Source organism: Pseudomonas sp. LBUM1655, from assembly GCF_059716085.1.
Window position 1 is genome coordinate 6196312 of sequence record NZ_CP166801.1, and the last position, 24991, is coordinate 6221302.

19 protein-coding genes and 1 pseudogene are annotated in these 24991 nt (G+C 60.4%); 9 read left to right on the top strand and 11 right to left on the bottom strand.

From position 1 onward, the window contains the following. Positions 1–51: 51 nt before the first annotated feature. Positions 52–3009 (top strand): autotransporter outer membrane beta-barrel domain-containing protein, encoded by a 2958-nt coding sequence (locus ACA074_RS28000; RefSeq protein WP_497678172.1) that lies wholly within the window; start codon positions 52–54, stop codon positions 3007–3009. Here the strand turns inward: ACA074_RS28000 and ACA074_RS28005 are convergent, their stop codons facing one another. Then, positions 3010–3174 (bottom strand): hypothetical protein, encoded by a 165-nt coding sequence (locus ACA074_RS28005; RefSeq protein ID WP_497678173.1) that lies wholly within the window; start codon positions 3172–3174, stop codon positions 3010–3012. A gap of 365 nt (positions 3175–3539) precedes the next feature. Between ACA074_RS28005 and ACA074_RS28010 the strand changes: the two are divergent. Next, positions 3540–4709 (top strand): annotated as a pseudogene (locus tag ACA074_RS28010) (autotransporter outer membrane beta-barrel domain-containing protein); the annotation flags it as partial. A 135-nt stretch (positions 4710–4844) separates the two neighbouring features. On the opposite strand, the gene oadA reads toward ACA074_RS28010, so the two are convergent. Further along, entirely contained in the window at positions 4845–6653 is a 1809-nt protein-coding gene (oadA, locus tag ACA074_RS28015; protein WP_187677178.1) for a sodium-extruding oxaloacetate decarboxylase subunit alpha, read from the bottom strand. An 11-nt stretch (positions 6654–6664) separates the two neighbouring features. Continuing rightward, positions 6665–8080, bottom strand: coding sequence for an acetyl-CoA carboxylase biotin carboxylase subunit (locus ACA074_RS28020; protein ID WP_187677179.1), 1416 nt, complete (start codon positions 8078–8080; stop codon positions 6665–6667). A 190-nt stretch (positions 8081–8270) separates the two neighbouring features. On the opposite strand from ACA074_RS28020, the gene ACA074_RS28025 reads away from it, so the two are divergent. Then, positions 8271–9233, top strand: coding sequence for a LysR family transcriptional regulator (locus tag ACA074_RS28025; protein WP_187677180.1), 963 nt, complete (start codon positions 8271–8273; stop codon positions 9231–9233). On the opposite strand, the gene ACA074_RS28030 is transcribed toward ACA074_RS28025, so the two are convergent. The 3 genes from ACA074_RS28030 to ACA074_RS28040 all read right to left on the bottom strand — a co-directional run bounded on the left by ACA074_RS28030 (position 9175) and on the right by ACA074_RS28040 (position 13421). Beyond that, positions 9175–9378: a PA3496 family putative envelope integrity protein gene (locus tag ACA074_RS28030; RefSeq protein WP_187677181.1), complete on the bottom strand. Its 204-nt coding sequence runs from the start codon at positions 9376–9378 to the stop codon at positions 9175–9177. The genes ACA074_RS28025 and ACA074_RS28030 overlap by 59 nt on opposite strands. 175 nt (positions 9379–9553) lie before the next feature. After that, positions 9554–10420, bottom strand: a complete 867-nt coding sequence (gene hexR / locus ACA074_RS28035; protein ID WP_007962240.1) for a transcriptional regulator HexR — start codon at positions 10418–10420, stop codon at positions 9554–9556. Positions 10421–10547: 127 nt separating this feature from the next. Next, entirely contained in the window at positions 10548–13421 is a 2874-nt protein-coding gene (locus ACA074_RS28040) for a putative bifunctional diguanylate cyclase/phosphodiesterase (RefSeq protein WP_497678174.1), read from the bottom strand. A gap of 256 nt (positions 13422–13677) precedes the next feature. Here ACA074_RS28040 and uvrD point away from each other — a divergent pair, with 256 nt between their 5' ends. From uvrD to ACA074_RS28055, 3 genes are all read left to right on the top strand, one after another. Next, complete coding sequence (gene uvrD, locus ACA074_RS28045) at positions 13678–15861, top strand: DNA helicase II (RefSeq protein ID WP_187677183.1); 2184 nt, start codon at positions 13678–13680, stop codon at positions 15859–15861. A gap of 226 nt (positions 15862–16087) precedes the next feature. Further along, the gene (locus ACA074_RS28050) at positions 16088–16963 is read left to right on the top strand and encodes a Tim44 domain-containing protein (protein ID WP_497678175.1); all 876 of its coding nucleotides are present in this window, start codon (positions 16088–16090) and stop codon (positions 16961–16963) included. Positions 16964–17101: 138 nt separating this feature from the next. Beyond that, positions 17102–17509: an SMI1/KNR4 family protein gene (locus ACA074_RS28055; protein ID WP_003187120.1), complete on the top strand. Its 408-nt coding sequence runs from the start codon at positions 17102–17104 to the stop codon at positions 17507–17509. Positions 17510–17530: 21 nt separating this feature from the next. Here ACA074_RS28055 and ACA074_RS28060 read toward each other — a convergent pair whose 3' ends face one another. Beyond that, a complete protein-coding gene (locus ACA074_RS28060; RefSeq protein WP_187677185.1) occupies positions 17531–19294 on the bottom strand; it encodes a cation:proton antiporter in 1764 nt (587 codons plus the stop codon). A 280-nt stretch (positions 19295–19574) separates the two neighbouring features. On the opposite strand from ACA074_RS28060, the gene ACA074_RS28065 reads away from it, so the two are divergent. Beyond that, the gene (locus ACA074_RS28065; RefSeq protein ID WP_041073853.1) at positions 19575–20057 is read left to right on the top strand and encodes an acyl-CoA thioesterase; all 483 of its coding nucleotides are present in this window, start codon (positions 19575–19577) and stop codon (positions 20055–20057) included. A gap of 101 nt (positions 20058–20158) precedes the next feature. Here the strand turns inward: ACA074_RS28065 and pdxY are convergent, their stop codons facing one another. Next, positions 20159–21031, bottom strand: coding sequence for a pyridoxal kinase PdxY (pdxY, locus tag ACA074_RS28070; RefSeq protein ID WP_401266685.1), 873 nt, complete (start codon positions 21029–21031; stop codon positions 20159–20161). A gap of 116 nt (positions 21032–21147) precedes the next feature. Here pdxY and ACA074_RS28075 point away from each other — a divergent pair, with 116 nt between their 5' ends. After that, entirely contained in the window at positions 21148–21561 is a 414-nt protein-coding gene (locus ACA074_RS28075) for a DUF3301 domain-containing protein (protein WP_497678176.1), read from the top strand. A 1-nt stretch (position 21562) separates the two neighbouring features. On the opposite strand, the gene ACA074_RS28080 is transcribed toward ACA074_RS28075, so the two are convergent. Beyond that, the gene (locus tag ACA074_RS28080) at positions 21563–22534 is read right to left on the bottom strand and encodes a CobW family GTP-binding protein (protein ID WP_497678177.1); all 972 of its coding nucleotides are present in this window, start codon (positions 22532–22534) and stop codon (positions 21563–21565) included. 40 nt (positions 22535–22574) lie between these two features. On the opposite strand from ACA074_RS28080, the gene ACA074_RS28085 reads away from it, so the two are divergent. Next, positions 22575–22931 (top strand): NADH:ubiquinone oxidoreductase, encoded by a 357-nt coding sequence (locus ACA074_RS28085; protein WP_497678178.1) that lies wholly within the window; start codon positions 22575–22577, stop codon positions 22929–22931. 4 nt (positions 22932–22935) lie between these two features. Here the strand turns inward: ACA074_RS28085 and ACA074_RS28090 are convergent, their stop codons facing one another. Together ACA074_RS28090 and zigA are read right to left on the bottom strand one after the other, a co-directional pair. Continuing rightward, positions 22936–23586, bottom strand: coding sequence for a DUF1826 domain-containing protein (locus ACA074_RS28090; protein ID WP_497678179.1), 651 nt, complete (start codon positions 23584–23586; stop codon positions 22936–22938). After that, positions 23586–24791: a zinc metallochaperone GTPase ZigA gene (zigA, locus tag ACA074_RS28095; protein WP_497678180.1), complete on the bottom strand. Its 1206-nt coding sequence runs from the start codon at positions 24789–24791 to the stop codon at positions 23586–23588. Before zigA ends, ACA074_RS28090 begins: the two co-directional genes overlap by 1 nt. Between the last annotated feature and the right edge of the window lie 200 nt (positions 24792–24991).

Below are 24991 nucleotides of genomic sequence, written 5' to 3' on the forward strand. Positions count from 1 at the left end.
AAACCCATCGCTATACAGGACGGCCCGCTTATAACAAAAGGCCGTCCGTCCATGCCCTTCCCGCCTCAGCGCCTGTCCCTCGCCATCGCCCTGTTGATCGCCACCACGGCCGCCCACGGTAAAACCGTGCAGATCGACACTGCCACCACCGCCTCGCAAACCCTGGGCGGCAGCGACACGCTGACAATTTCGGCGCCGGGCAGCATCACCAACAGTGGCAAGGCCGTCAGCCTGAAGGACAGCACCAGCGGCGCCGGGGTGGTGATCGATAACGCCGGCAAAATCGTTTCAACCGGTGGCCGGGCCATCGACAGCAGCGGCGACCTGACCCAGGCGCGCAACTACACCCTCTACAACCGCAGCGGCGGGCAGATTCTCGGCGCCAACGATGCCTTGCGCATCGACAGCAACTTCGTCAGCGGCAGCCTGTTGATTGATAACAGCGGCATCATCCGCTCCACCACCGGCCAAGGGCTGGATCTGGATGCATTGCGCAACGACGGGGTGAAAACCACGATCATCAACCGCACAGGCGGACTGATTCGCGGCGACGCCAGCGACGGCATGAAGACCGGCGCCAATGCGACGATTACCAACTACGGCGAGATTTCCACGGGTGACTCGCACAACGCCGATCAGAAATTCGACGGCATCGATATCGACACCGCAACCGGTGTCAGCGTGACCAACTACGGCGTCATTTCCGGCGGCCGCCACGGCATCACCACCGACCTCGGCGCAACACTGATCAACTACGGGCAGATCACCGGGCGCAATGGCTCGGGATTCGGCTCCGATGGCGACGGCACGGTGATCAACCACGGCACCATCACCGGCGCCTACTCCGGGCTGCAACCCAACGGTGACGGCGACGGCGTGGACATCGACAAGATCGCCCACATCGAAAACTACGGCACCATCCAAGGCGTCGGCGCGGGCGGTGTCGACAAGGGTGGTTTTGCCAATGGCAGTGAGGGCATCGCCCTCGGCGGCGGCTACATTCTCAACGCCAGCGGCGCGATGATCAGCGGCGCCACCAGTGCCATTCTGGTGGATGACGGCAGCGGTGGCTCGGGGCTGGCGGCGACCACGCTGGAGAACTTCGGCACCATCCAGGGCCTCGACGGTTTCGGCGTGAAGCTTGTCGGAGAGTTCGCCGACAACGTCATCAACGGCGGCACGATCAGCGGCAGCAATGGCCTGGCGCTGGATCTGGGCGGCGGCGATGACAGCCTGAACTTGCGCAATGGCAGTCGCTTCGTCGGTAGGGTCGATGGCGGTAGCGGGTACGACCGGGTGGTGATGGACGACGCGGCGGGCGGCAGCTTCGGCGAGAGTCGCAACTTTGAATGGCTGGAGGTCAAGCAAGGCGCGTGGACGCTGACCGGTACTGGCGATTTCAGTGATGGCGGTGCGGTGCGTAACAACGCGACGCTGATCAACCAAGGCAGTATCGCAGGCAACCTGACCGTGGATGCCGGCGGTGTATATGCCGGCGGTGGTTCGGTGGGCAACCTCAACGTCAACGGCACGCTGCGAACCGACACCAGCCTCGGCCGCGCGACCATTGTTCATGACCTGAACATGGGCAGCGCCTCCACCCTCGCCTACGGCGTCAACGCCGACGGCAGCAGCGCGTCAGTGCAGGTCGGCGGCACCGCGAATCTCAACGGCGCGAACCTGGCGGTAAACCCCGGCAGCGGCACTTATCCATGGCAGAGCCATTACACCGTGCTGCAAGCAGCGCAGGTCAACGGCACCTTCGGCAAAGTCAGCAGCGACTACGCGTTTCTCACGCCGACGCTGGCCTATACGCCGACTCAAGTCGATCTGACGTACACCCGCAACGACGTAGCCTTCAATGATTTCGCCGCCACCGGCAACGGCAGCAACGCCGCCAACAGCCTGGCCTCGATGGGCAAGAACAACGCGCTGTACAACGCGTTGCTTAACACCACCCAAAGCACGGCCGGCGCGGCGATCGAGCAACTGGCCGGCGCCAGCAACGCCAACCTCACCAGCGCGACCCTCGGCGCCAGCAGTCAGGTCGGCAGCAGCATGCTCTCGGCGATGCAGCAGATCGGCGGCAGCCCGGGACTGATGGTCGGCCTCGATCAGCGCGATACACCGGTGTTGGCGGCCAACGGCGTGCCATCCGCAGCGCGTAACCTGAATGATCCGAACGCGCGCGGCCGCCTCTGGCTGCAAGGCATCGGTGGCTACGGCAAGCTCGACGGCGAACACGGCAGCAGCGGTCTGGAACAGCGCACCAAGGGCAGCGTACTCGGTGCCGACTGGTCTCTGAATCCGCAATGGCGTCTAGGCGTGCTCGGTGGTTATTCGAAAACCGATCTGGACGCTACCGGCGTCGATGGCAACGTCGAGAGCTGGCATGCCGGTGTCTACGCGCTGCATCAGAACGGCCCGATCTCTCTGCGCCTCGGCGCGGCGTACAGCGGCCATCAAGGCGAAAGCAAACGCACCATCGCCTTCAACGGTTTCAGCGATCGCCCGAAAGGCGACTACGACGCCGACAGCCAGCAAGCCTTCGCCGAACTCGGCTACGCCATGGGCAGCGGCCGTCTCAGCGCCGAACCGTTCGCCAGCCTCGGCTACCAGCGCTACCACCGCGACAGCTATCGGGAAAAGGGCGGCGCCGCGGCGCTGCAAGTCGACAGCCAGACCCAGGACAACTTCAACAGCACCTTCGGCCTGCGCCTGGCGCACCTGAGCAGCCTGGACAACGGCATGAGCCTGACCCCGCGCATGGCGGTGGGCTGGAAGCACACCTATGGCGACGTCAGCAGCTCGACGCGTCAGGCCTTCGTGGTCGGCGGCACGGCGTTCAGTGTCGATGGCAGTTCGCTGGATCGCGATAGTCTGGTGCTGGAGGCGGGCCTGGACGTTGGGATTTCTGCTCGGCATACGCTGGGTGTGGGTTACAGCGGTGAAATGGGTAGCAACAGTCGTAACCACGGCTTGATTGGGCAGTGGCAGATGAGTTTTTGATTATTGAATAGCCGGCGGGGGGCTTGATTGCGCGTAGGAAAAAGAGCCGGTGCCGCGGGTTAAAAACACCGGTTCCGGATCTGGTGGAAGATTTCGACACCACGATGCGATGTCGCCTGCAAGGCTGCGGGAAGCAGCCGACATCGGAATTTTCAGCGCCTTCATAGAGTTGGGTCTCCAGTTCAACGAGGCTCAACTCAATGACCATTCACTACACGTTCCGCCCCCACCACCTGGCATTAGCGATTGCGCTGACAATGGGATGGACGGGGGCTTCCTTCGCACAAGAGCCGAACATCCAGGCCATCGAAAATGCTACTGAAGGAAAACTCAAAAAACCAAGGAAACGAACGCCCAAAGCGCCAGTTGATTCAGGCAGTCTCTCCACCCTTGATAAAGGGATTGATCAGAGCCCTGGGCGGCAATCCACTCAACCGCCGGGTCATGTGCCGTCCACGGAGTTGCTGAGTGATACCTCTCCCGACACCAGAGGTGGGCTGGCGCCCGACAGGGACGCGACGGTCGCGCCTTTGGCATCCAGCCCGAATGCTCGGGCGCTCGAACTCAGCATTGAAGAACCCCCCTCTCCACTTGAAAAACCCCAACAACCTGAGGCATCCGAGCAACCGGCGAACGCTATCAGCCCTGCCGCACCGTCGAATAGCGCTGTCTCGGCCCTGCTCAACACCGATGAACAGAAGGCTGGTATGGCCCTCGAACAACTCGCCGCCGGCAGCAACGCCAACCTCGCCAAAGCCACACTGAGCAGCATCACGCCTATAACCGCGAGCATGCTTTCCGCCATGCGCCAATTGGATAGCCGCTCGGGCGCTGCGTCTGGCTCTGGCAGTTCACCTCGACAGGCTGCCGGGAGCGCAGAATCCGGGCGCGTCTGGGTTCAGGCGCTGGGTCATGGCGGCAAGGTTGATCGTGAAGCTGACAGCACCCTCAAACACGCCACCCAGGGTCTGGTCGTGGGCGCTGACTGGCGGCTCGATGAGCAATGGCATGTCGGTCTGCTGGGTGGCAAATCCCAGACCAGACTCGACGCTCGCCAGTACGATGGCGACCTCGACAGCTGGCACCTCGGCGCCTACGCCGTACGTCAGGACGGGCCGCTGGCGCTGCGCCTCGGTGCCACCTATGCCAGCCATGACGGCAGCAGCAAACGTCGGGTGGCGTTCAATGGATTCAGCGATCGCCTCAAAGGCAATTACGACGCCAACACCCAGCAAGCCTTTGCCGAACTGGGCTTCAACCTCGGTCGTAACAACGTCACGCTTGAGCCATTCGCCAGCCTTGGCTATCAACGTTATCAACGTGACAGCTACAGCGAAAAAGGCGGCGATGCAGCGCTGAAAGTTTCTGGGCAAACCCGCGATAACCTCAGCAGTACCTTTGGCCTGCGCACGGCAAAACTCAATCGCCTGGATAACGGCATGAGCCTGACACCTCGATTCAGTGCCGGCTGGAAACACACCTTCGGCGAGCTCGACAGCGATACTCGCCAGCAACTGGTCAAGGGTGGCAAGCGCTTCGAAGTGGCCGGTGCCGCGCTGGATCGCAACAGCCTGGGCATCGACGCCGGTCTCGATCTCGGACTGTCGGCCAACCACACATTGGGCGTGGGTGTCACCGGTGAGTACGGTACCGAGAGCCGCAATCAGGGTGTGATGGGCCAGTGGCGAATGGCGTTCTGATGGTCTGAACACTGTCCCTGTGGGAGCGAGCTTGCTCGCCCCCACAGGGGATTTGTGTGAGTCAGTAATTTCAGGCGAAAAAAAGGGGAGCACATGCCCCCCCGAGGTTTAAAGCGTTGGATCGCGGCCGTTATCTCAGCCTTCGATCTCGATCAGGATTTCGCCCGGATTCACCCGGTCGCCCTTGGCGACATGAATGGCGGTGACCTTACCGGCGATGGCCGCCTGCACTTCGGTTTCCATCTTCATGGCTTCAGTGATCAGCACAGCCTGGCCAGCCTTGACGGTGTCGCCTTCCTTGACCAGCACATCGACGATGTTGCCCGGCATGGTGGTGCTGACGTGGCCCGGTGCAGAGGCCTGCTTGCGCTTGCTGCTGCCACCGCTGACGAATTCGTTGAGCGGTTCGAACACCACTTCTTCCGGCATGCCGTCGATGGACAGGTAGAAGTGACGCTTGCCTTCAGCCTTCACGCCAACACCGGTGATATCAACGCGGTAGGTTTCGCCATGAACGTCGATGACGAACTCGGTTGGCACACCCGCACCGCCCGCCGACGCGACACTGCCTGGCTCTGGAATCGGCAGCAGCACTTCCGGCGTGAGGGTGCCGGCGGCACGCTCTTCAAGGAACTTGCGGCCGATGTCCGGGAACATGGCGAAGGTCAGCACGTCTTCTTCGGACTTGGCCAGTGCGCCGATGTCGGCACGCAACTTGGTCATTTCCGGCTTGAGCAGATCGGCCGGGCGCACGTCGATGACTTCTTCGCTGCCGATGGCCTGACGACGCAGCTTCTCGTCGACCACGCCCGGTGCCTTGCCGTAACCACCTTGCAGGTAGAGCTTCACTTCGTTGGTGATGGTCTTGTAGCGCTCGCCGGCCAGGACGTTGAAGAACGCCTGAGTACCAACGATCTGCGAGGTCGGGGTCACCAGCGGCGGGAAACCGAGGTCTTCACGTACTCGCGGGATTTCCGCCAGCACTTCGGCCATGCGGTTCAGCGCGCCCTGCTCTTTCAACTGGTTGGCGAGGTTGGAGATCATCCCGCCCGGCACCTGGTTGACTTGCACACGGGTATCGACGGCGGTGAATTCGCTTTCAAACTGGTGGTACTTCTTACGCACGGCGTAGAAGTACAGGCCAATTTCTTGCAGCAGCTCCAGGTTCAGACCGGTGTCGTACTCGGTGCCTTTAAGGGCGGCGACCATCGATTCGGTGCCCGGGTGGCTGGTGCCCGAGGCGAAGCTGGAGATCGCGGTGTCGATGTGGTCGGCGCCGTTTTCGATGGCCTTGAGCTGACACATGGTCGCCAGACCGGCGGTGTCGTGGGAGTGGATGAACACCGGCAGCGACTGCTCGGCTTTCAGCGCCCGGACCAGTTCGCCAGTGGCGTACGGGGTCAACAGGCCGGCCATGTCCTTGATCGCCACCGAGTCGCAACCCATGGCTTCCATTTGTTTGGCTTGCGCCACGAAGGCGTCGATGGTGTGCACCGGGCTGGTGGTGTAGGCGATGGTGCCTTGGGCGTGTTTGCCCGCCGCTTTCACCGCTTCGATGGCCACGCGCAGGTTACGCACGTCGTTCATGGCGTCGAAGATGCGGAACACGTCGATGCCATTAACAGCGGCTTTAGCGACGAAGGCTCTGACCACATCGTCGCTGTAGTGGCGGTAGCCCAGCAGGTTCTGGCCACGCAGGAGCATTTGCAGACGCGTGTTAGGCAACGCGGCGCGCAGTTGGCGCAGACGTTCCCACGGGTCTTCTTTCAGGAAACGTACGCAGGCGTCGAACGTCGCGCCGCCCCAGCATTCCAGCGACCAGTAGCCGACTTTGTCGAGCTTGTCGCAGATCGGCAGCATGTCTTCGGTGCGCATGCGGGTGGCGAGCAGCGATTGGTGAGCGTCGCGCAGGATGGTGTCGGTTACAAAAATCTTTTTAGTCATTGTTCTATTCCTCACAGGCCTGCGTGGGCGGCGATGGCGGCGGCGATGGCCAAGGCCAGCTCTTCGGGTTTGCGCTTGATCGAGTAGTTGGTCAGTTCAGGGTGGCTTTCAACGAAACTGGTATTGAACTGGCCGCTACGGAATTCCGGGTTGCGCAGGATTTCCTGGTAGTACGCGGCGGTGGTCTTCACGCCTTGCAGACGCATGTCGTCGAGGGCGCGCAGGCCGCGATCCATGGCCTCTTCCCAAGTCAGCGCCCAGACCACCAGTTTCAGGCACATCGAGTCGTAGAACGGCGGGATGGTGTAACCGGTGTAGATCGCCGTGTCAGTTCGCACGCCCGGGCCACCGGGGGCGTAGTAACGGGTGATCTTGCCGAAGCTCGGCAGGAAGTTGTTTTTCGGGTCTTCGGCGTTGATGCGGAACTGCAACGCGAAACCACGGTGCTGGATGTCTTCCTGCTTCACCGACAGCGGCAGGCCGGAGGCGATGCGAATCTGTTCGCGGACGATATCGATCCCGGTGATTTCTTCAGTGATGGTGTGTTCCACCTGCACCCGGGTGTTCATCTCCATGAAGTACACCTCGCCCTCGGCGAGCAGGAACTCCACGGTGCCGGCGTTCTCGTAACCGACAGCCTTGGCCGCACGCACCGACAGGTCGCCGATGTAGGCGCGCTGTTCCGGGGTCAGTTGCGGGCTCGGCGCGATTTCGATCAGCTTCTGGTTGCGACGCTGGATCGAGCAGTCACGCTCAAACAGGTGCACGACGTTGCCAAAGCTGTCGCCGAGGATCTGCGCTTCGATGTGCTTGGGATTGACGATGCATTTTTCGAGGAACACTTCCGCCGAGCCGAAGGCCTTGGTGGCCTCAGAGATTACGCGAGGGAAATTCTGTTCGAGCTCTTCGCGGCTGTTGCAGCGACGGATACCGCGACCGCCACCACCGGAAGTGGCTTTGAGCATCACCGGGTAACCGATGCGGTCACCCTCGATCAGCGCTTCTTCGATGCCTGCGACGTTGCCTTCAGTGCCCGGCGTGACCGGCACGCCGGCCTTGATCATGCTGCGGCGCGCTTCGGTCTTGTCGCCCATGCGGCGAATGACTTCTGCCGACGGGCCAATGAATTTGATTCCGCGTTCGGCGCAGATGTCGGCCAGTTCGGCGTTTTCCGAGAGGAAACCATAACCGGGGTGCAGTGCATCACAGCCGGTTTCCACGGCCAGGTTCACCAGCTTGCGCGGGTTGAGGTAGCCGGCCAGTGGCTCGGCACCGATGCTGTGGGCCTCGTCCGCACGCTTCACATGCAACGCATGCCGGTCGGCGTCGGAAAAAATCGCAACCGAGCGAATGCCCATTTCGGCGCAGGCTCGCACGATTCGTACGGCAATCTCACCACGGTTGGCGATCAGGATCTTTGTTATCACTTGGAGGTTCCCTTGAGCCGGTGGCACCACGACCTGCTAGACCCAGGTCGACGCGTGACCAAATGTTTCAATTTAGTCGCGACCCCACACTAGCGCCCACAAGGGATTAACAAAAATGAATAAAAATTGGGTTAGCCATAAGTAAAGACTTATAGTCAGCACATCATCTAGCGTTCAGAGCTTGTAGAAAATGCGTAAGTCCTTGATGCGTATGACATTGCGTCAGTTGCAGATCTTCAACGAGGTTTGCGATTTACGTTCTTATAGCCGCGCAGCCGATGAAATGTCTCTCACACAACCGGCCGTCAGCCTACAGATTCGTCAGTTGGAAGAGCTGATCGGGCAGCCATTGTTCGATTACGTCGGCAAAAAACTCTACATGACCGAAGCTGCCGAAGCCCTTCAACGTGCCAGCCGCGACATTTTCGGGCGCTTGGAAAACCTCGATATGCAGCTGTCGGACATGCAGGGATCGCTGCAGGGCCAACTGAAACTGGCGGTGGAATCGAGCGCCAAGTATTTCGTGCCGCACCTGTTCGCGGCGTTCAAGCGCCAACATCCGGAAGTCAATCTGCAACTGACTGTGGTCAACCGCGGCCAGGTGATCCGGCGTCTCTCGGACAACCGTGACGATCTGGTGATCATGTCGATGGTGCCGCAGGACATGGGCCTGGAATTTCTGCCGTTCTTGAACAACCCCATCGTGGCCACGGCGCGCCCGGATCATCCGTTGGCGCATATGGGGCCGCTGCGCTTGCAGGATCTTGAACCGTATACGTTACTGATCCGCGAACCCGGTTCAGGCACGCGACTGGCCTGCGAGGAATACTTCAAAGAGAAACGCGTGCACTTCACCCAGACCCAGGAAGTGGCCTCGGCCGAAGCTCAGCGCGAATGCGTGGTGGCGGGTCTGGGCCTGGCGCTGTTGACGCGCCACGCCCTGAACCTGGAGCTGGCGACCGGCGGCCTGGTCGAGTTACCGGTCGAAGAGTTGCCGCTGTTCCGTAGCTGGTGCCTGGTGCAAGCCAAAGCGAAACGACTGTCACCGGTGGCGCACGCCTTCCTGGCGTTTATCCGCAGCGAGCGCGTGCAGATCAGTGCGCTGGTTGAGCGCTTCGACGGGAAGCTGCCGGTGCTGCCTGCCAGTGATTGATCTCGGGAAAATCGCCGATTTCGGCCTGAAGCTGACGGAGTTCGAAGCGATCTTCGATCGCGCGGCGAAACTCCATGCGGCGCTGGTCTTCCTGCTGACGACGGGTTTTCGCGGCGCTGTTGCGTTCTTCGTAAGGCTGAGCCATTTCGAGTCTCCCAAGGCGTTTACGGGAGTTTCACGATAGGCGTGGGGGATGACGGTTTGGCGGCGAGGGGATGACAGTCCGATGAAAATTTCCATCGAAAAGCAAAAGATCGCAGCCTTCGGCAGCTCCTACACCGATCTCTGTAGGAGCTGCCGAAGGCTGCGATCTTTTGATCTTAGTCGTCGAGGGCTTTTACGGCTTTGGGCGACAACCGCAAGCTGCGCAAACTGCGCTTCACGCTCTTGAGATGGTTGACCAGACTCGGCCCGCGCGCCATCGCCACGCCCATCGCCAGCACGTCAATCACCACCAGATGCGCAATGCGCGACGTCAGCGGCGTATAGATTTCCGTGTCTTCGTGTACATCGATGGCGAGGTTGACCGTCGACAGTTCCGCCAACGGCGTCTGGCTCGGGCACAGGGTGATCAGCGATGCACCGCTCTCACGCACCAGATTGGCGGTGATCAGCAGATCTTTCGAACGCCCGGACTGGGAAATGCAGATCGCCACGTCGGTCGGTTTCAGCGTCACTGCCGACATCGCCTGCATGTGCGGATCGGAATACGCCGCTGCGGTCAGCAGCAAACGGAAGAACTTGTGCTGGGCATCCGCCGCCACCGCGCCCGACGCGCCGAAGCCGTAGAACTCGACACGCTGCGCCTGGGACATCAGCGTCACCGCGCGCTGCAACTCCACCGGATCGAGCTTCTCGCGAACCTCCATCAGGGTGTGCAACGTAGTGTCGAAAATTTTCAGGCTGTAATCGGCGACCGAGTCGTCTTCATGGATCGCGAACTGGCCAAAACTGGCACCGGCGGCCAGGCTCTGCGCGAGTTTCAGTTTCAGATCCTGAAAACCGGAACAACCGATGGCGCGACAGAAGCGCACGATGGTCGGCTCACTGATGCCGACGCTGTGCGCCAGGTCAGCCATGGAACTGTGCATCACTGCCGCAGGGTCAAGCAGCACGTGGTCGGCGACCTTGAGCTCCGACTTGCGTAACAGGTGACGTGACTGGGCGATGTGTTGCAGCAGATTCAAGGGGCTGGACTCTTGTTATGGTCGGGGATGTAGCAAGCTTGTAGTTATACTACATGAATTGGCTTTTTGCCTGCTCAATGCGTAACTCCATGTCCCCATATCAGGCGCGATGGGGTGCATGTAGCCCTTAAAGCGGATTTCCCTGTTCGCGCAAAAGCCCGGCCAGACCGGCAGCCTCCACCGGTCGACTGATCAGATAGCCCTGCACTTCATCGCATCGCTCTGCGCGCAAAAATTCCAGCTGCTCTTGCCGTTCGACGCCTTCGGCCACCACTTTCAGCGACAGTCCATGGGCCATGGCAATGATCGCGCGGGTGATCGCCGCATCTTCACTGCCCTCGCCCAAACCGCGAATGAACGCCTGATCGATCTTCACGTAATCCACCGGAATCCGCTTGAGATAACTCAATGACGAATAGCCGGTGCCAAAATCGTCGATGGCAAGCTTCACGCCCAGATCGCGCAGTTGCTGGAAGGTCGCGATGATGTGCTCAACACTGTCGAGCAACTGGCTTTCGGTCAGTTCCAGCTCAAGGTAGTGCGGCGCCAGGCCGGTTTCCTCCAGCACCTGGCGCACCAGACTGACCAGTTTGCCTTGGCGCAACTGATGCACCGACAGGTTCACCGAAACACGGATCGGCGCCAGCCCCTGACGCTGCCATTCGCAGGCCTGCCAGCAGGCCTGACGCAGTACGAATTCGCCGATCGGGCCGATCAGACCGGTTTCCTCGGCCAGCCCGATGAAATCTCCCGGCGGCACTCGGCCCATCGTTGGATGATCCCAGCGCACCAACGCCTCCGCCGCATTCAGGCGCCCGGTTTCCAGGCACAGCTTCGGCTGATAAAACACCTTCAACTGCTTGTCATCGATGGCTTTGCGCAACTGGTTTTCCAGCTGCAAACGCTCAAGCGTGCTGGCCTGCAAGCTCTCGGTGTAGAACTGGAAGTTGTTGCCGCCCAAGTGTTTGGCATGTTGCATGGCCATGTTCGATTGACTGACCAGCGCGGAAATCTCCCGGGCGTTGTCCGGCAACATGCTGATGCCCATCGAGGCGCTGACCACTAACTCATGCCCTTCGACCGTCAGCGGCAGACGCAGCTTGGTCGACAGTCGTGTGGCGACGCGCGCCAGACTCGACAGGTTGCCGTAAGCATCGAACAACACCGCAAATTCATCACCGGACAGTCGGGCGATGGTGTCGGCTTCCGGTAAGGCGTTGACCAGCCGCCGGGCCATTTTCTGCAACAACTGGTCAGCGACTTCATGGCCGAGGCTGTCGTTAAGCAGTTTGAAGCGATCGAGATTGATGTGCAGCAACGCCAGGCTGCGCCGCCCGCCCTGCCGCACCCGTTGATGCGCCTCGTGCAGGCGTTCGCGGAACAGTGAGCGGTTCGCCAGCCCGGTCAGTTCGTCGTAATGGGTCAGATAACGCATGCGCTCTTCGGATTCGCGTCGCGCCGACAGATCGGCGAAGAAGCCGACGATATGGCTGACATTTCCCCGACTATCGCGCACCGCGTTGAGTTGCAGCCACTGCGGATACAGCTCACCGTTCTTGCGGGTTTCCACCAGTTCGCCCTGCCAACTGCCGTGCTGCTCCAGCGCATGACGGATCGCGACGTAATGGCGGCGGGCATCGCGACTGCACGGCAGCTCGACGACGTTGCGCCCGAGCATGTCGTCGATGTCATAACCCGTCACGCGGCTGAAGGCCTGGTTGATCGCGATCAATGCGTAGTTCGGGTCGAGAATCACGATGCCTTCGCTGGCAGCTTCAAACACCGTTGCCGCCAATCGCTGCTGCTCTTCCAGATGCTTGCTGGCGCTGATGTCGCGCCGCGTGCCGAGCATGCGGATCACCCGCCCGCTGTCGCTGCGCTCCACGGCGCGGCCACGGTCTTCTATCCACACCCAATGGCCATCGCCGTGACGCACGCGGTATTCGATCTGATAGTCCTCGGTGCGGCCCTTCAAATGCTCTATCAGCGCGTGCTTGAGCGACGGCAGGTCTTCCGGGTGCAGCCGCGGCTTGAGGTCGCGCAGGATGGCCGTGACGTATCCCGGGGCAAGGCCGACCAACTCCTGAATCTGCGTGTGATGGACTTCGTCGGTTTGCAGGTTCCAGTCCCACAGGCCCAACTCACTGGCCTTCAACGCCAGCGCCAGACGCGCCTCGCTTTTGCTCAAGGCCTGATTGGCCGCGTCCAGTTCGCGGCTGCGCAGGGCAACGCGGTCTTCCAGCTCAACCTGGGCTTCGCGCAATTTGCCCTCGGCACAGCGACGGTGTTCGATTTCCTTGGCCAGCTCCTGATTGAGCTGCTCGCTGCGAGCTTGCGTCTGTTGCAGGTGTTCGATCAGGTGCTGATTCTGAAAGCGCCGTAACAAGCCACGATCAATCAGCCGATTGACCTGCCACGCCACCACACTCAGCGAGCCCAACAGGATCAACCCGAGCCAGCCCCAGCCCCGCGCCATGTCATCACCGCCCCAGAACAGAAAGCCAATCGCCGGCAGCAGGCACGGTAAGGTAAAGGACAGAAACGCCGGCAGGCTCACCGCATAGGCGACGCTGGCTGACAGGGTCGCCGCGCCGATCAGGCCGAACACCCAGGCCTGCTGCATAAAGTTGTCGGCGGGCACGAGGGCGATGCCGGCTCCTGCCAGGGTCAACCCGGTCATGGTCGAACCGATCAGAAACATGCGGAACCAGATCGGCTGGGCCTGACGATCAGGGATCGCCGAGTCGAACGCCGCGACCTGAATCACCCGCAGCGCCACCAGCGACAACAGCCACACCAGCCAGACGCTGACCACGAAGTAGCGCTGCGGGCTCCAGAGCAAACCGGCGCAGACCAGACCATTGATCAACATGAAAAGGGTGGGCAACAAGGAGCCCTGATACAGCAGGCGTGTGCGCTCGACTGCCATTTCGACGGCATAGTGCTTGCGGATAACCCGGGGTTCCACAGAGGGGCCCGACAGTTCGGCGCTGAGGGTCATGGGCAACGTTCTTGTTCTTATAAGGGGGCGTGCGCCCGAAACGTGAACGGAGCATACACAAGCCAACCCCTTTGCCAAACTGCCCCGGATCATAATTTCAGCGAAACTTTTCGCCCCCGTGGCACCGACAAAACCCGCAAAGCGAGACGGGCTGACGCTTGTAGCCAGTGACCGACCGGTCGTCATCGGCAGCAGTTTCATCGGCTAATGCAAAGCTCGGTTTGCCCGGGCCTGCGGCGCACCCTAGAATGCCCCGATGCGCGATGATCTCTCCCTTCTGCTGAACTCCCTCAACGATGCCCAACGCCAGGCCGTAGCAGCCCCCGTTGGCCGTCAGTTGGTCCTGGCCGGTGCTGGCTCCGGTAAAACCCGAGTGCTGGTGCACCGTATCGCCTGGTTGATCCAGGTCGAAAACGCCTCGCCCCACTCCATTTTGTCGGTGACCTTCACCAACAAGGCTGCTGCCGAGATGCGTCACCGCATCGAGCAGTTGCTGGGCCTCAACCCGGCCGGCATGTGGGTCGGCACCTTCCACGGCCTGGCGCACCGCTTGTTGCGGGCGCACTGGCAGGAAGCGGGCTTGAGCCAGACTTTCCAGATTCTCGACAGCGATGACCAGCAACGCCTGGTCAAGCGGGTGATCCGCGAACTGGGCCTGGACGAGCAACGCTGGCCGGCCCGTCAGGCCCAGTGGTTCATCAACGGACAGAAAGACGAAGGTCTGCGTCCGCAACACATTCAGGCCAGCGGCGACTTGTACCTGGCCACCATGCGCGGCATTTATGAGGCTTACGAGGCTGCTTGCCTGCGCGCGGGCGTTATCGACTTCTCAGAACTGCTGCTGCGCGCTCTCGATTTGTGGCGTGATCACCCGGGCCTGCTGGCGCACTATCAGAAACGCTTCCGGCACATTCTGGTAGACGAGTTCCAGGACACCAACGCCGTGCAGTACGCCTGGTTGCGCTTGCTCGGCAAGGGCGGCGACAGCCTGATGGTGGTCGGCGACGACGACCAGTCGATCTACGGCTGGCGCGGCGCGAAAATCGAGAACATTCATCAGTATTCGTCCGACTTCCCGGACGCCGAGACCATCCGTCTGGAGCAGAACTACCGCTCCACCGCAGGCATCCTCAAAGCGGCCAACGCCCTGATCGCCAACAACACCGGCCGTCTCGGCAAGGAGCTGTGGACCGACGGCGGCGACGGCGAGGCGATCAACCTGTACGCCGCGTTCAACGAACACGACGAAGCACGCTACGTTGTCGAAACCATCGAAAGCGCGCTGAAAACCGGCTTGGCTCGCAGCGATATCGCGATTCTGTACCGCTCCAACGCCCAATCCCGCGTTTTGGAAGAAGCCTTGCTGCGCGAGCGCATTCCGTACCGCATCTATGGCGGCCAGCGCTTCTTCGAGCGGGCGGAAATCAAGAACGCCATGGCGTACCTGCGCTTGCTCGAAGGTCGCGGCAACGATGCGGCACTGGAGCGGGTGATCAACGTCCCGGCGCGCGGCATCGGTGAGAAAACCGTCGAAGCCATTCGCGAGCATGCACGCCACAGCGATGTATCGATGTGGGAAGCCATGCGCCAACTCGTCGCCAATAAAGGCCTGACCGGCCGCGCTGCCGGTGCACTCGGCGCGTTTATCGAGCTGATCGAAAACCTCGCGGCCAAGTGCATGGAGATGCCGCTGCATTTGATGACGCAAACCGTCATCGAGCAGTCCGGCCTGATCGCCTACCACGAAGCGGAAAAAGGCGAGAAGGGCCAGGCTCGGGTAGAAAACCTTGAGGAACTGGTCAGCGCCGCACGCAACTTCGAGAACACCGAAGAAGACGAAGAACTGACGCCACTGGCGGCATTCCTCGGCCACGCTTCGCTGGAGGCCGGCGACACTCAGGCCGACGAACACGAAGACAGCATTCAGCTGATGACCCTGCACAGCGCCAAAGGCCTGGAATTCCCTTACGTGTTCCTGGTGGGCATGGAAGAAGGCCTGTTCCCGCACAAGATGAGCCTGGAAGAGCCGGGGCGTCTTGAAGAAGAACGGCGCCTGGCCTACGTCGGCATCACCCGGGCGATGCAGAATCTGGTGATGACCTATGCAGAAACCCGACGCCTGTACGGCAGCGAGACCTACAACAAGGTCTCGCGTTTCGTACGTGAAGTGCCGAAAGGCCTGATTCAGGAAGTGCGCCTGTCGAACAGCGTCAGCCGACCATTCGGCGGCAACCAGTCGATGAGCGGCAGCAACCTGTTCAGTGGCAGCGAGATTCCGGAAACCGGCTTCAGCCTGGGTCAGGCGGTGCGTCACTCGATCTTTGGCGAGGGCGTGATCCTCAACTTCGAAGGCGCCGGAGCCCAGGCTCGGGTGCAGGTGAACTTCAGCGAAGGCAGCAAGTGGCTGATGCTGGGTTACGCGAAGCTGGAAGCGATCTGACGTTCACGCGTAGAACAAATGTGGGAGCGAGCCTACTCGCTCCCACAGGGATCGATTTCTTTCTGAACCTATCGACTTTTCCTACAGCCAAAAGTACATGGCCTTATTGCCGCGACCAAGCTGAACGTAACCTGTCAGGCAAAAGCCCGAAACACTCTCTCGCTAGCCAGCAACAGTTCAGCTGTGCAACATGGCGCGCGTGTCTCCACAAACGGGAATTCCCTTTATGAAACGTTTTCTTAGCATCGCCATGGCGTTGTGCATCGGCCTGACGATGAGCCTCGACGCCAACGCCAAGCGCTTTGGTGGTGGCAAAAGCGCCGGCGCTGCGCCGACGCACCAGACCAGCCAGATGGCTCCTTCTTCCCCAGGCGTGAGCGGCGCTGCAGCGACCGCTGGTGCTGCCGGTGCCGCTGGCGCTGCTGCCAAGGCTGGCGGCGCTTCGAAATGGCTCGGCCCTCTGGCCGGCATCGCCGCCGGTGGTCTGCTCGCTTCCATGTTCATGGGCGGCGGCTTCCAGGGTATGCAGATATTCGACATCCTGATCATGGCCGTGATCGCGTTCGTGATCTTCCGCTTCATCGCCGCTCGTCGTCGCAAGCAGCAGGAGCAACTGGCTCCGGCCGGCGCGCCAATGCAGCGTGAAGTGTTCGAACAAAAGCCTGCCGGCATGGGTTCGATCTTCGGTGGTTCGGCTGCACCTGCCGCCGCCCGTCCGGTAATCAACGCACCGGCCTGGTTCAACGAACAGAACTTCCTTGAAGCAGCCCGTAGCCACTTCCAGTCGCTGCAGCAGCACTGGGACGCCAACGAAATGGACAAGATCGCCGAGTTCGTGACCCCGCAAATGCTTGAATTCCTCAAGCGTGAGCGTGCGGATCTGGGCGACGCTTTCCAGTCGACCTACATCGACAATCTCCAGGTGCAACTGGATGGCGTGGATGACCGTGCGGACAAGACCATCGCCACCCTGACCTTCAGCGGCGTGTCGAAGACTTCGCGTTTCGACCAGGGCGAAGTGTTCAGCGAAAGCTGGAACATGGAACGTCCGCAGGGCGACAACCAGCCTTGGCTGGTGGCTGGTATCCGCCAGAACGGCTGATACCCTCTGCCTTAAGCATGCGGTAACGAAAACCCCGGACTTGTCCGGGGTTTTTCTATTTCGCGGTTGCATCTATAGCGAGCTACTGTATAAACCGGCCCATATAAACCGCGCCATTCAAGCAAGAGGATCCCGGACGTGGAAGAAATCATCGAACAACTGCGCGAAGCCAACGAACCCGTACCGGTTCCATTGGAGTTGCCTGACGAAGACTTGCTGGTCGAAATCGAAGAACAGCTGTTCATCGACATTCCGTTTGTCTTCAGAGAGTTTTTGCTGACGGTCAGCGACGTGGTTTACGGCAGCCTGGAACCGGTAACTGTCACCGACCCGCAATCGCACACCTACTTGCCGGATGTCGCCGCCAACGCTTGGGATGCCGGCGTGGATCGCAGCCTGATCCCAATTTGCCAGGACGGCGACGACTACTACTGCGTCGAAGAAGACGGCACCGTGGTGCTGTGGCAGGCCGAAGAAGAACTGATTGCCGAAGAAACCTGGGAGTCGGTGTGGCACTGGGCGCGGGACGTCTGGCTGGAAAGCTGATCGGCCAAACGCCCCGGTTGGTCAGTGGCCCGACGACTCCTTGTGGTTGTCGAGGGTTTCCAGCAAGGCCACCTGCATCCGCGTGTGCACGCGGATGAACCATCGCCAGAGCAGCGCCGCCACAGCGGCCGCGACCACGGCGATCAGCACCAGCAACTTGTTGGTCGGCAAGATACTGGCCGACAAGGCTGCCAGCAGCAGGAAAATCACCAGCAGCGAGAGAATCGGGATCACTTCTGAGATGACCCGACGCACTCGCTGCGTGTGCCGCCCGGCCATCTCCGGCTTCACGCCCATTTCCGCCAGCAGCATCGACAGCGCCTTGAGCTTGCGATAGGCGGCGATCAAGAACGGCAGCGACACCAGCAATGCCCCGCCCCAGATCAACGCCTTCTGCCAGCTCGAATCACTGATCCAGTCTTGCAGCGACAGCGAGATGCGCTCGGCGAAATACGCACCGGCGAAGAAGATCGCAATCACCAGCGCCAGATTGACCCCGACCTGCAACAGAATCCGCCGGATCATCGACGCCAGCATGGCGCCCTCGCCTTGCGGCTGGATGCTGCGCAGCCATTCGCCGTACATTCCGAATACCCGTGCGAGAGGCTTGGGCATGGCGGCAGACAGCTTGATCGACAGCGGATCCGCCGCGCGAATCAGGTACGGCGTCAGCAGTGTGGTGATCACCGACACTGCCACGGCCACCGGATAGAGGAAGTTGCTGGTGACCTGCAAGGTCATGCCCAGCGCGGCGATGATGAAGGAAAATTCGCCAATCTGTGACAGCCCCATCCCTACCCGCAGTGAGGTCCGTCCGTCATTGCCGGCGATAAAGGCACCAAGGCCGCAGGACAGAATCTTGCCGAGCACCACGGCGACGGTGATCACCGCGATCGGCCACGCGTATTGCAGGAGAATCATCGGGTCGAGCATCAGGCCAATGGCGACGAAGAAGATTGCACTGAACAGGTCTCGAACCGGCTCGATCAGCCGCTCGATCTTCAGCAGTTGCCGCGACTCGGCCATGATCGCGCCAATCAGGAACGCCCCCAGCACCATGCTGTATTCGAGCTTGACCACCAACAGGCAGAAACCGAAACACAGGCCCAATACGGTGATCAGCAGCATCTCGTTGCTTTCGAATTTCGCCACGTAAGCCAACAGACGCGGCACCAGCAGAATGCCAATCACCAGCGCGACAATCATGAACAGCGACAGCTTGCCGACCGTGGAAAATACTTCGCCGGAGCTAACAGTGCCGCTGACCGCGATACTCGACAGCAAGGCGATGATGCCGATGCCGAGGATGTCCTCGACGATCAATACACCGAAGATCAACTGCGCGAAGCGCTCGTTCTTCATCTTCAGATCGTTGAGCGCCTTGACGATGATGGTGGTCGAGGAAATCGCCAGGATCGCGCCGAGGAACAGCGAATCCATGGTGTTCCAGTCGAACCAGCGGCCGATTTCGTAGCCGATCCAGATCATCAGCACGATTTCGAGGAACGCCGCGATAAATGCCGTGGCACCGACCTTGAACAGCTTGCGCAAGCTGAACTCCAGGCCAAGGCAGAACATCAGGAAGATCACCCCCAGCTCGGCGAGGGTCTTGATGGTTTCTTCGTCGTGGATGAGGCCGAACGGCGGGGTGTGCGGGCCGATGATAAACCCGGCGACGATGTAGCCAAGCACCACTGGTTGCTTGAAGCGATGAAACAGGACGGTCACCACACCCGCGACCAACATGATCACTGCCAGGTCCTGAATAAAACTGATGGCATGCATGGCGTGGGCTCCTTGAATGACGAGGCTCGCAGTCAGACATCAGAAAAGTCTGAGCGAGCTGGGTAAAAATCCGCTTTTCGTGTGGGAATTGCCCTTGAGGCGGGCTTTTGCAGGGTAACACCGCGACTTCCGGCAGGAAGGCGGTGCAATATAAGGAAACAGATCGATCCCGGCGTGACGGCGGCCCGTCGCCCGGCGTCCCGATAACGGTACTTTTGAAAAGCGACCAGGCACCCGCAGAGGTGCTTCCAGCAAACCCGCCTTGATCCGTGAGAACGTTATGGAACCCGGAAACGCCCAGCTGTCGATGACGGTACTGATGACCCCCGACATGGCCAACTTCTCTGGCAATGTCCACGGCGGCACCCTGCTCAAATACCTCGACGAAGTGGCCTACGCCTGCGCGAGCCGTTATGCCGGCCGCTACGTGGTGACGCTGTCGGTGGATCAGGTGATTTTCCGCGAGCCGATTCATGTCGGCGAACTGGTAACCTTTCTGGCGTCGGTCAACTACACCGGCAACACCTCGATGGAAGTCGGTATCAAAGTGGTGACCGAGAACATCCGCGAGCGCTCGGTGCGCCATACCAACAGCTGCTTTTTCACCATGGTCGCGGTCGACGATCAGCGTAAACCGGCTCCAGTGCCGCCACTGCAGCCGCAGAACAGCGAAGACAAACGCCGCTATATGCAGGCCCAGCAGCGCCGGCAGATTCGCCAGGAGCTGGAAAAGCGTTATCAGGAAATAAAAGGCGACGCCTAAGATCAAAAGCAAAAGATCGCAGCCTGCGGCAGCTCCTACAGAGGATTGACGTCCACCCTGTAGGAGCTGCCGCAGGCTGCGATCTTTTCGCTTTTAGCTGGTTACAGACTGATCGGCGTAGCCTCGAACTTCACCCGCGGATGCGCAATACGATCCTGCGCCCGCACCAGTTGCAGCTCATAACTGGCGCACGCCTGGGTCTCCAGCAGCACCTCATGCACCGCTGCCGCCGTGAACTCGAACGCGGCTACCAGACTGTCGCCCAGCAGCACCCGCGCCAGAAACAGGCCGGACGTCAGATCGCCCACACCCACCGGTTGACGCGGAAACGCCAGCAACGGGCGGCGCAGATGCCAACTGCCCTCGGCAGTCACCAACAGCATCTCGAAAGCCTCCGCCGGTTTGCCCGGGTAGTCCAGATGCTTGACCAGCACCGCTTTCGGTCCGCGCGCCAGCAGCGCCCGCGCCATCGCCAGGCAATCGAACAACGATTGCGGCTTGCGCCCGGAAAAGCTGTCCAGCTCCAGTTGGTTCGGGCACATGAAGTCGGCCACAGCCGCTGCTTCTTCCAGCAAGAAATCACTGACCTCGGCCGGCACGCTGCAACCCTTCTCCGGGTGGCCCATCACCGGGTCGCACAGATAGAGAGCCTTCGGGTTGACCGACTTGATGCGTGCAACGCCGCTGAGAATCGCCCGACCCTGCGCTGCGTTACCCAGATAACCGGATAGCACCGCGTCACAGTTGCCCAGCTCACCAATGGCCGCAATGCCTTCGACCAGCTCGGGAATCTGTTGCGGCGCCAGCACTTCGCCGGTCCATTGGCCGTACTGGGTGTGGTTGGAAAACTGCACGGTGTTGAGCGGCCAGACATTCACCCCGACCCGCTGCATCGGAAATACAGCGGCGCTGTTACCGGCGTGGCCGAACACCACATGGGACTGAATGGCGAGCAGATGAGGCGTACGTTTCATTCGGGTTTTCCGTAAAACGATTGAAATTCAAGCCGCGCAGTATGCGACGAAACGCAGCCTGTACGACAGACCGGCGACGCAGTTAAGCTGACGCTATCTTTTGGAGTCCCTTGTTGATGCTGACCCTCGAAAACATCTTCGTGTTGATGCTGTTCGCTGCTGCCGGCGCTTGGCTTTGGCACAACCACGGCTTGCGCGAGCGGGCGCTGGAGCGGGTCAAACAGCATTGCACCAACGTCGGCGTCGAGCTGCTGGACGGTAACGTCGCGTTGAAGAAAATTGGTTTGATCAAGGATGCCAGTGGTCGGCGACGCCTGGCGCGGGTCTATAACTTCGAATTCACCGTGACCGGCGAAACCCGACACAACGGCACCATCACCCAATTCGGCGCCCATAGCGCGCAGATCGAACTGGCGCCCTACCCGGTCCCATTCGACGACACGCCGCCAGTGGTTGAGGTGCATAAGCCTCGGGCTGAAGTGATCGAGCTCAGTCAGTGGCGGCAGGAACATACCAAGTGGAAGCCGTGAGTCAGCCTGCCTGAATCCGGCACTGCGCCAGTCCAGCCTGTAATTGGTCGATATTTTGCGGATCGGCGAAGATCAGCTCGATCCGCGAGTCCTTTCGCCATTCGCTGGCTGTCCAGTTCAGCGTTGAGTTATCCAGCGCATTCGCCGAAACCCAGCCGTCCGCGCTGTGGATAACCAGTTTGGCCCTTGCCCACACAAGGCTTTCAAGCCAAACGGCCATTCGATGCATGTCTAACTGCTGGCTCGGATGCCAGCGCCATCCGATACTCCAACCGCCCTCCTGCGCCTGACTCAGGCAAATGGGTTGCGTCGGATCGCTCCAGACCGTCGGCATCTGCGCCAATCCTTTGGGCACGACCCAGTTATCCACACCCGCCACCGCTTGAATGGCCAGACCTGGCAGTTCGCTCAAGGACAGTTGCGCCTGTTGCGTCCAGATCAGCCTGACCGGTGGCAACCGACTGGATATTTTTTGTCGAGCGACGTCATCCAGGCTTTCAGCCTTGTTCAGCAACAACAAACCGGCGCTCGCCATCGCTTGCTGTTGCGCAGCTGGCAGCGCTTTCCCCGCGTTGAGCGACTGGGCATCTAACACCAGCACACACGGCTGTATGGCGAGTACGCCCTGCCATGGCGCTTCACTCAGTTGCTTGAGTAATTGCGCCGGATGGCCCAGCCCGGATGGCTCGATAAACAGCCGATCCGGCCTGGCCTTGCGCAGCAACCGCCCGAGGCCGATCTGAAACGGCGCGCCATTGACGCAACACAAGCAGCCCCCGGCCACTTCGCCCAGTGCGATACCATCGCCGTCGCGGGTCAGCAGTGCGGCGTCGAGGCCGATCTGGCCGAACTCATTAATCAGCACCGCCCAGCGCTCGCCTTCCGGCCGTTGCGCCATGAGATGGCGGATCAGGCTGGTCTTGCCGGCGCCTAACGGGCCTGCAATGACATGAGTAGGAATGTTCTGCAACATGGTGGGTATTTTCTGAGGAAAGCTTCTGAGGAGGTTGAAGATGCGTTGGATGGGATGGTCGTTGCTGTTAATGATGATGTCGAGCGAAGTGTTGGCCCAGGCCTGCGTGGTGCACAGTCAGGGCGAGCGGCTCGACGTCAAAGTCTGCCAGCAAAACCGCAACATCCCGGAAAAGCTGTTCAACGACGGCTTTTGCCAGCCCACACTAGCCGGGCAGAAAGTCGACGTGCAGTACGTCGATCAATGCCCGACCGGAGCTTTCGGCGTGTGCAGCAACGCGCAAGTCGCCAATATGCCCTATCGCCAGGACATCCACTATTACGGCGTTGCCACCGATGCCGCGTATCTGAAACCTTACTGCGAAGGCCAGAGCCAGGGTGCTTGGCTCAAGCCTTGAGCCGTTAGCCGAGCCAGTCGAGGGTCAGGATCAGTCGACGCTCATCGTGAGCGAGTTGCGGCGAGCGATGGATCAGGCCGAAGCCTTCATTGCCGTGCCATTTTTCGCCTTTCAATAACGCCACATCAGCGCTTTTGAGCTGCTGGATCTGCCCTGCTTCCTGAGGCTCGGCATTGGCCTGGCCCAGTTGCTGACGATCCATTGCGCCTTCCCTGAGCCACTGGCTGCCGACTCCCGCGTAGGTGGTGATCAGGCGCACCGGCACATGATCGACGTGAAAGCGTGGGCACATGGCTTTATCCAACACCCGCAGGCGCAGGCCGATCCGCCGGGCGCCGAGCAGGCACGCGAAGGCGCTCACGAGCCATTTCACATCAGCGATAAAGCCGTCATAGCCTTGCAGATCGCGAAATCCCAAGGCTAGCCCGGTAAGATCCGGCTCTGCCTCCTCGTCGAATAACTCCAGGCAGCGCGACTCGGCCAGAGGCTCGTTGAGTGACAGCAGCAAGTGAGCGAAATCGGCGATGTGCAGCGGCAGTTGTCGCTGCCAGACGGCGAGGTTGGTGTCGTCCTCTAGGATTCGTGTCAGCACCTCGGGCGTCGGCCCTTGATGCTGATGGCGTGTGCGGTTTTGCTGGAGTTTCAATGCGAGCATCAGGCGGCCTCTTCGTGCCAAGGGCCGAACGGATCCAGCAGCAATCGCCAGCCTTCAACACCGATCGCCATTTCATCGTCGGTCAGCAGACAACCATCCAGTTCGGCAGAGAGCTGTAGGAAATTGATGTTTTGGCCGATGAATACCAACTCCTGGCGGCAGTCGCCTACGCTCGGCGTCCAGTTTTCCATGATCGCCTGGGTACTTTCCTGATCCTGCGGCCACTGGTTTTTCGGCACGAAACGCCACCAGCGCCCGGCAAAACCATGGCGCATCAAACCGCCGGCCTGCGACCAACTGCCCGCATCTGTAGGCTTGCTCGCCAGCCAGAAGAAACCTTTGGAGCGCAACAGTTTCCCGTTCAGCCATGGGCGGTCGATGAAGCTGAAGAAACGCTGCGGGTGAAAGGGCCGGCGCGCGCGGTAGGCCGTTGAGGCGATGCCGTACTCCTCGGTTTCCGCGACGTGCTCGCCGCGCAATTCCTGCAACCAACCGGGCGCTTGCGCGGCTTTCTCGAAGTCGAAACGGCCGGTGTTGAGGATCTTCTCCAGCGGCACTTCACCCATCACCATCGGGATGATTTCGGCGTGTGCGTTGAGACGTTTGAGGATGGCGATCAGCTCTTCACGCTCATGTTGGCTGATCAGATCGATCTTGCTGATGAGCAGTACATCGGCAAACTCGATCTGCTCGATCAGCAAATCGGTGATGGAGCGTTCGTCCTCTTCGCCCAGGGTTTCACCGCGAGAGGCGAGGCTTTCGGCAGCCTGGTAGTCGAGCAGGAAATTCACGCCGTCGACTACAGTGACCATGGTGTCGAGGCGCGCGATGTCGGCGAGGCTTTGTCCCTGTTCATCGCGAAAGGTGAAGGTCTCTGCCACCGGCAGTGGCTCGGAGATACCGGTGGACTCGATCAGCAAGTAATCGAAGCGACCATCGCGAGCGAGCTTGCTGACTTCTTCGAGCAAGTCTTCGCGTAACGTACAGCAGATACAACCGTTACTCATTTCCACGAGTTTCTCTTGGGCGCGGTTCAGGCTGACATCGCGCTGAACTTCGCTGCCATCAATGTTGATCTCGCTCATATCGTTGACGATGACCGCTACGCGCAATCCCTTGCGATTACGTAGTACGTAATTCAAAAGTGTACTTTTTCCAGCGCCGAGAAATCCGGAAAGAACGGTGACGGGCAGTTCGGCTGACATTGGGTAATCCTCTTCAGGTAGCAGCCGATCTGCACTTTTGCGTAGCGCGTGACGTTCTGGGCTTCATACGACGGTTCGTAGAAGGTAAACGCTTGAAATCGGCTGAATCAGGCTTAGCTCAAATTAATGTTATAGTATAACAACTTAAATTAGCCAGCCTTGCTCTTGCCCCTTAGAGATAAAGAGTCAGAAGCTGCCAT

Bases quoted from the DNA above. Each gene is read 5' to 3' on its own strand.
- ACA074_RS28000 (WP_497678172.1), top strand. From the start codon at position 52: ATGCCCTTCCCGCCTCAGCGCCTGTCCCTCGCCATCGCCCTGTTGATC.
- ACA074_RS28005 (WP_497678173.1), bottom strand. From the start codon at position 3,174: ATGAAGGCGCTGAAAATTCCGATGTCGGCTGCTTCCCGCAGCCTTGCA.
- oadA (WP_187677178.1), bottom strand. From the start codon at position 6,653: ATGACTAAAAAGATTTTTGTAACCGACACCATCCTGCGCGACGCTCAC.
- ACA074_RS28025 (WP_187677180.1), top strand. From the start codon at position 8,271: ATGCGTAAGTCCTTGATGCGTATGACATTGCGTCAGTTGCAGATCTTC.
- ACA074_RS28030 (WP_187677181.1), bottom strand. From the start codon at position 9,378: ATGGCTCAGCCTTACGAAGAACGCAACAGCGCCGCGAAAACCCGTCGT.
- ACA074_RS28040 (WP_497678174.1), bottom strand. From the start codon at position 13,421: ATGACCCTCAGCGCCGAACTGTCGGGCCCCTCTGTGGAACCCCGGGTT.
- uvrD (WP_187677183.1), top strand. From the start codon at position 13,678: ATGCGCGATGATCTCTCCCTTCTGCTGAACTCCCTCAACGATGCCCAA.
- ACA074_RS28050 (WP_497678175.1), top strand. From the start codon at position 16,088: ATGAAACGTTTTCTTAGCATCGCCATGGCGTTGTGCATCGGCCTGACG.
- ACA074_RS28060 (WP_187677185.1), bottom strand. From the start codon at position 19,294: ATGCATGCCATCAGTTTTATTCAGGACCTGGCAGTGATCATGTTGGTC.
- ACA074_RS28065 (WP_041073853.1), top strand. From the start codon at position 19,575: ATGGAACCCGGAAACGCCCAGCTGTCGATGACGGTACTGATGACCCCC.
- pdxY (WP_401266685.1), bottom strand. From the start codon at position 21,031: ATGAAACGTACGCCTCATCTGCTCGCCATTCAGTCCCATGTGGTGTTC.
- ACA074_RS28075 (WP_497678176.1), top strand. From the start codon at position 21,148: ATGCTGACCCTCGAAAACATCTTCGTGTTGATGCTGTTCGCTGCTGCC.
- ACA074_RS28080 (WP_497678177.1), bottom strand. From the start codon at position 22,534: ATGTTGCAGAACATTCCTACTCATGTCATTGCAGGCCCGTTAGGCGCC.
- ACA074_RS28085 (WP_497678178.1), top strand. From the start codon at position 22,575: ATGCGTTGGATGGGATGGTCGTTGCTGTTAATGATGATGTCGAGCGAA.
- ACA074_RS28090 (WP_497678179.1), bottom strand. From the start codon at position 23,586: ATGCTCGCATTGAAACTCCAGCAAAACCGCACACGCCATCAGCATCAA.
- zigA (WP_497678180.1), bottom strand. From the start codon at position 24,791: ATGTCAGCCGAACTGCCCGTCACCGTTCTTTCCGGATTTCTCGGCGCT.